The organism is Pseudomonas sp. Pseusp3 (genome assembly GCF_047304225.1).
In the GTDB taxonomy this organism is placed as follows: Bacteria; Pseudomonadota; Gammaproteobacteria; order Pseudomonadales; family Pseudomonadaceae; genus Aquipseudomonas; species Aquipseudomonas fluorescens_CD.
In genome coordinates this window covers 1-6,110 of record NZ_JBGLYV010000183.1, presented here as the reverse complement: position 1 = coordinate 6,110, position 6,110 = coordinate 1, and the positions used below count along the sequence as shown (strand labels likewise).

At 59.3% G+C, this 6,110-nt stretch carries 7 protein-coding genes; 4 read left to right on the top strand and 3 right to left on the bottom strand.

Features of this window, described 5'->3' with window-relative positions:
* Positions 1 to 87 precede the first annotated feature (87 nt).
* Together ACCD00_RS30015 and ACCD00_RS30010 are read left to right on the top strand one after the other, a co-directional pair.
* A complete protein-coding gene (locus ACCD00_RS30015; protein ID WP_413428830.1) occupies positions 88 to 1,200 on the top strand; it encodes a glycosyltransferase family 4 protein in 1,113 nt (370 codons plus the stop codon).
* Complete coding sequence (locus ACCD00_RS30010) at positions 1,193 to 1,969, top strand: DUF2334 domain-containing protein (RefSeq protein ID WP_413428829.1); 777 nt, start codon at positions 1,193 to 1,195, stop codon at positions 1,967 to 1,969. The genes ACCD00_RS30015 and ACCD00_RS30010 overlap by 8 nt, the downstream gene beginning before the upstream one ends.
* Positions 1,970 to 2,020: 51 nt before the next feature.
* Here the strand turns inward: ACCD00_RS30010 and ACCD00_RS30005 are convergent, their stop codons facing one another.
* Both ACCD00_RS30005 and purU read right to left on the bottom strand, forming a co-directional pair.
* The gene (locus ACCD00_RS30005; RefSeq protein ID WP_413428828.1) at positions 2,021 to 2,197 is read right to left on the bottom strand and encodes a hypothetical protein; all 177 of its coding nucleotides are present in this window, start codon (positions 2,195 to 2,197) and stop codon (positions 2,021 to 2,023) included.
* 86 nt (positions 2,198 to 2,283) lie between these two features.
* Positions 2,284 to 3,132: a formyltetrahydrofolate deformylase gene (gene purU / locus ACCD00_RS30000; RefSeq protein ID WP_007993692.1), complete on the bottom strand. Its 849-nt coding sequence runs from the start codon at positions 3,130 to 3,132 to the stop codon at positions 2,284 to 2,286.
* Positions 3,133 to 3,468: 336 nt separating this feature from the next.
* Between purU and mvaT the strand changes: the two genes are divergently transcribed.
* A complete protein-coding gene (gene mvaT, locus ACCD00_RS29995; RefSeq protein ID WP_007933316.1) occupies positions 3,469 to 3,846 on the top strand; it encodes a histone-like nucleoid-structuring protein MvaT in 378 nt (125 codons plus the stop codon).
* 98 nt (positions 3,847 to 3,944) lie between these two features.
* Here mvaT and sbcB read toward each other — a convergent pair whose 3' ends face one another.
* On the bottom strand, positions 3,945 to 5,375 hold the full coding sequence (gene sbcB / locus ACCD00_RS29990; protein WP_413428827.1) for an exodeoxyribonuclease I: 1,431 nt from the start codon (positions 5,373 to 5,375) through the stop codon (positions 3,945 to 3,947).
* 198 nt (positions 5,376 to 5,573) lie between these two features.
* On the opposite strand from sbcB, the gene ACCD00_RS29985 reads away from it, so the two are divergent.
* Positions 5,574 to 6,110, top strand: a 537-nt coding sequence (locus ACCD00_RS29985; protein ID WP_413428826.1) for an RDD family protein, incomplete at its 3' end; no start/stop codon positions are given.

Below are 6,110 nucleotides of genomic sequence, written 5' to 3'. Positions count from 1 at the left end.
GACTCCCCCGCCCGCACACCCCCAACCGAACATCTATCCTTCATATAGGTCAACCAAGGGAGTACCGGGCCTGGAGGACCGTTCATCGTGCATATCGCTGACATCACCATGTTCTATGCCCCAGCCAGCGGTGGCGTGCGTACTTATCTGGATGCAAAGCACCGTCGCCTGGGCATCAAGCCGGGCATTCGCCATAGCTTGCTGATCCCTGGACCCTCCTTGAGTGAGCAGGACGGCATCTTCACCGTTCCTGCCCCTGCCCTGCCCTTCGGCAAGGGCTATCGCTTCCCTCTGCGCCTCGCGCCCTGGCGCAATGTCCTGCAAGACCTGCAACCCGATCTGATCGAAGTCGGCGACCCCTATCTCACCGCATGGGCAGCGCTGGATGCGCGGCGCCAACTCGACGTGCCGGTCATCGGCTTTTATCACTCGGACCTGCCGCTACTGGTCCGCAACCGCATGGGCAACTGGGCGACCAACAACGTCGAGGCCTATGTCAGCAAGCTCTATGGCAACTTCGACCGGGTCCTGGCGCCCAGCCGGGTCATGGCCGACAAACTTACCGGGCTTGGGGTCAGGAATGTCTTCGTGCAGCCGCTCGGTGTCGACCTGCAAACCTTCAGTCCCGAAGCCAGGGACCCCGGGCTGCGGGCCGGGTTGGGCCTGGACGAAAACACCCGGTTGCTGATCTTCGCCGGGCGCGGCTCCAAGGAAAAAAACCTGCCGGTGCTGCTCGACTGCATGCAACGCCTGGGTCGACGCTATCACCTGCTGCTGGTCGGCTCGTCGATGCCCACAGCCGTGCCGTCCAACGTGACGGTGATCGACGAGTTCTGTCCGGCGGCGCAGGTGGCCCGCCTGATGGCCAGCGCCGATGCATTGCTGCACGCCGGCGATCAGGAAACCTTCGGTCTGGTCATTCTGGAGGCCATGGCCAGCGGCATTCCGGTGGTGGCCGTGGCAGCCGGGGCTTTCGAGGAAATCGTCACCGAGGACTGCGGCCGCCTCTGCGCACCAAACAATCCTGCCGCGATGGCCACCGCCGTTCGAGATTTGTTCGGGTCGGGCACCACAGCGCTGGGTAGACAGGCACGGATACATGTCGAACGGCATTACGCCTGGGACACGGTGGTCAACAGCTTGCTGCGCCACTACCACGCCGTGCTCGGCAGCCAATGGCCACTAACCGCCAATGGTTGAGCCCATGAACAAACCCGGTTTGCTACTGGTACTGCACGATGTGGCACCGCCAACCTGGGCCGATTACCAGCCGTTCCTCAAAACCATCGACGCGCTGGGTGACGTGCCGATCACCTGGCTGGTGGTACCGGATTTCCACAAACACAACGATCTGGACGCCCATCCGCAATTTTGCCGCCAGCTCAGCGCCAGGGTTGCCCGCGGCGACGAACTGGCACTGCATGGCTACTACCACTGCGATGACGGGCCGATGACCCGCAATCCCCGCGACTGGTTCATGCGTCGGGTCTACACCCACGAAGGCGAGTTTTACCGTTTGTCAGCAGAAGCCGCCCTCGCCCGCCTGCGTTCGGGAATCGAGATGTTCCACCGCCATGACTGGCCGCTGGAAGGGTTCGTCGCCCCTGCCTGGCTGATGAGCCAAGGTACTCGCCAGGCATTGCGCCAATTGCCGTTGAGTTACACCAGCGACTCGCAGCATTTATACCGATTGCCGGATTTCACCGCGATCGAGGCACCCGGGCTGGTCTGGAGTGGGCGCAGTGCCTGGCGCCGGGGCGTATCGAAGCTCGTCAGCGATCGCCGCGAGCACCGCTGGCAGCAGGCCCCGGTGATTCGCCTGGGCCTGCACCCAGTGGACATGCGCCATGAATTCTCGCGCCGATACTGGCTACAAACCCTGGAACGCCTGCTCGACAACGGAAGGGTTGCGATGACCAAGGCCCAGTGGCTGGTACTGCAAAACGACCGACCGGGTCGTGCCGCATGATTCACGGGCTGCTGTTGTTGGGCAGGCCGCTGCTGAAGAAATTGATGAAACTCAGGCTGGCTTGGGTTTGTCCTCGGACTCCTGCTGCAACTTTTCCCACAACTGCGCGGCGTCAGGGAACTCCGTTCCGGTTTCAGGCCCCATGTCATCCGGGTCGTAGCGGCTCAGGCAACCCTCGCCCAGCGTGGCGGGAGCCTTGGATGTGGCTTTGTCCAGTGGATCGGCCATGGTTTTGTCCTCGGTGCAGAAACGGCGAAGGGCCTGAAGCGATTGAACGCCCAGGCCCTTCGAATTTCAACAGTGCCGCAGGTCTGTCAGAAGACGACGGTTTTGTTGCCGTGTACCAGCACCCGGTCTTCCAGGTGATAACGCAAGCCACGGGCCAGCACCATTTTTTCGACGTCACGGCCGAAACGCACCATGTCTTCGATGCTGTCGCTGTGGCTGACGCGCACCACGTCCTGCTCGATGATCGGGCCGGCATCCAGCTCTTCGGTCACATAGTGGCAGGTCGCGCCGATCAGTTTCACGCCACGCAGGGAGGCCTGGTGGTACGGCTTGGCACCGACGAACGACGGCAGGAAGCTGTGGTGAATGTTGATGACCTTGTGCGCGTATTCGCTGCACAACTCCGGCGGCAGGATTTGCATGTAACGGGCAAGCACCACCACTTCGGCATCGTGCTGCTTGACCAGGCGCGAAACCTCGGCGAACGCCGGTTGCTTGTCCTGCGGATTGACCGGGACGTGGTAGTACGGAATACCGTGCCACTCCACCATGCTGCGCAAGTCATCATGGTTGGAAATCACACAGGAAATTTCGCAGTCCAGTTCATCGCTGTGCCAGCGGTGCAGCAAGTCGGCCAGGCAGTGCGACTCGCGGCTGGCCATCAGCACCACGCGTTTCTTCTGTTCGGTATCGGTGATGCGCCAGTCCATCGAGAACTCTTCGGCGATCGGGGCAAAGGCTTCGCGAAACGCTTCGATACCAAATGGCAGGGAGTCGGCACGGATTTCGTGACGCATGAAGAACCAGCCACTGAGATTGTCCGAGTGATGGCTCGCTTCAGTGATCCAGCCGTTGTGTGATGCCAGAAAGTTACTGACTTTGGCAACGATGCCAACACGGTCCGGGCAAGAAATCACCAGACGAAAAGTGCGCATGAGGGGGAAACTCCAGAACTTCGCAAAGGCCGCCATTCTAGCGATTGCGCAGCAAAACTGCAGTATTGTTGACGTTTCGCCCTGCCCGAAGGTCGGTCCGGCAGGGTGGACAGCCCCAGTGCCGGTTCGCCCGGATGCTCTAGCGGTACCGGTCATTTGTTAATTTATGTATATCTGTCAGACCCGGACCACACTAATAAATGCATTACCAATGTACGCCAAAGACACAGCAGTTAAATTAAATAAAGTTGGCCTAAATGTTTACTTGATGAAACACCGTGACTATTATTGCCGCACTGTCACCTGCCATCCAGCGCACAACATAAGGTAGTCCACATGTCCTTGATCAACGAATATCGCGCCACCGAAGAAGCTATCAAAGAGCTGCAAGCCCGTTTGAAGAACCTGTCCCAAGACGACAAACTGCAAACCGAGCTGGAATTCGAAGGCAAACTGCGCACCCTGATGGGTGAATACTCCAAGTCCCTGCGTGACATCATCGCGCTGCTGGATCCAGAATCCAAAACCAAGGCACCACGCGGCGGTGCAGTGAAAACTACCGGCACCAAGCGTGCTCGCAAAGTTAAACAATACAAAAACCCGCACAACGGTGAAGTCATCGAAACCAAAGGTGGCAACCACAAGACTCTGAAAGAGTGGAAAGCCAAGTGGGGCGGTGACGTGGTAGAAGGCTGGGCTACCCTGCTGGGCTAAGCCCCGGAGCTTGTCGCAGACGGAACCGTGACAAAAAATAACGCCAGCAAATGCTGGCGTTATTTATGCGCGGTGTTTTAGCCCCGGCATGTTCGAATTCAAAGACTCAAACGCAGGCGTAGTCCCTGGACATAATCCTGCCACTCACTGAGCACCCCCTGCTGAAACGGAGTAGCACTAACGCTCAATTGGGCCGCGGTCTCTACAAAAACTTCAAGGGTATTTGGTGCCCCCCATTGGGGATCTGACAAACGTTTCTGACAGAATATTCGCCAGCGTTCTTGCTCCTCGGAACTCAACGTATCGGGAAAGTTGCGTGCGCGATATCGAAACAGCAATTCCGGCAGACGTTCGTCATCGAAAGGCCACTGCTCTTGTGCCAATTGCATCGGATCAACGGTTCTGACTTGTTCACACAAGCGTCGATCCCGATCACCGATAAATCCATCATATAACTGTTGCTCAGGATCCTTGCTCTGGGAAAAATCTTCGCGAGCATAAATCGCCAGGATTTTATCCTGCCAAACTTTCCGGGCGTCATTGAGCTGCAACACCCTCTGCTGATAAAGCGCCATATCCAGCCCCAGACGCTGCTGATCTTCCTGGCGAAGTACCGACAACGGGGCCACCACCGGGCACTTGTTGATGTGAATCAGCTTCAACGGCACCGGTAACTCGTCTTCGGCCAGTTCGTCGCGGCGGGTATACAAGCGCTGGCGCAAACTTTCGGCATCCAGGTCGAGCAGGCCCTGGGGATCGAGGTGCAGGTCACAGACAATCAGGGCGTTCTTGTTGCGCGGGTGCCAGGCCAGCGGCAACACCACACCTGCATAGTTGCGCGCGGCGGAAAAACGCCCGGAAACATGCACCATTGGTTGCAGCAGTCGTATCTGGTCCATGACTTTTTGCTTGCTGCGCAACTGAAACAGCCAGTCGTACAGTTTTGGCTGTTTTTCCCTTATCAGGCGTGCAAGGGCGATCGTCGCGCGAACGTCCGACAGCGCTTCGTGGGCATTGCCATGATCGATGCCGTTGGCAGCGGTCAGGCGTTCAAGCTTGAGCGTGACCCGCCCCTCGTCGTCCGTCGGCCAGACGATGCCATCGGGGCGCAAGGCATAGGCAGCGCGCACCACATCGATCAGGTCCCAGCGGCTGTTACCACCCTGCCACTCCCGCGCATAAGGGTCGAAAAAGTTTCGGTACAGGCTGTAGCGGGTCATTTCGTCGTCGAAACGCAAAGTGTTATACCCCGCGCCACAGGTACCGGGTGCCGCGAGCTGGGCATGCACCCGGGTCATGAAGTCGGCTTCGCTCAAGCCTTGCGCCTGCAGTTGTCCGGGAGTGATTCCCGTGATCGCGCAGGCAGCCGGATGCGGCAGGATGTCGTCGCTGGGCTGGCAGTAGAGATTGACCGGCTCGTCGATTTCATTGAGATCGAAATCGGTGCGCAGGCCGGCCATTTGCAATGGACGGTCACAACGGGGATTGATGCCAGTGGTTTCGTAGTCGTACCAGAAGATGGAGGTCACGGGCGATTCCTGAACAGAAGATCGGCAAAGTCTAGGCGTTCACCTCCCGCCCCGGCCAGTAGTCTTGTCATTCAAGCACCTTGCGCGACTCGCCATGCATTACATAGTCATGTCGTTTCCCCCCGCCGCCCCCTCGAATAGGCTGCTAGCATCGAATGGATACACAATCCCGATCCAGGCCACATCGTCAGGTTGCCCATGCTCGAGACCACAGCACTGCCAGGGAATGCGCCGCTGTCACCACCGCTGGATACGCGGTACCAGGTCGAAACGCCGGAGGGCGTCGACCTGCCACTGCGCCCGGCCGGGTTGATGGTCCGTGCGCTGGCGTTCGCTATCGACCTTGGTTTGCGCGGCCTGGTCCTGGGCGTGCTGTTCATTGCACTGGCGATGCTCGGTAAACTGGGGGCCGGACTCGGCTCGATCCTGCTGTTCGTGGTGAGCTGGTGGTACATGGTGCTGTTCGAGGTGCTGAACCACGGCCGCTCGCCGGGCAAGCAATGGATGGGATTACGGGTGGTGCATGACGATGGCACCCCGGTCGGCTGGTCCGCGTCGCTGCTGCGCAACCTGTTGCGCGCTGTCGACCTGTTGCCGTTCGGTTACTTCCTCGGAGCCATCAGTTGCCTGCAACACCCTCACTTCAAGCGCCTGGGCGATATCGCCGCCGGTACCCTGGTGATCTACCGCGAACAATCGCATACCCGCCCCGAACTCCCCGAGGCCCAGCCCCGC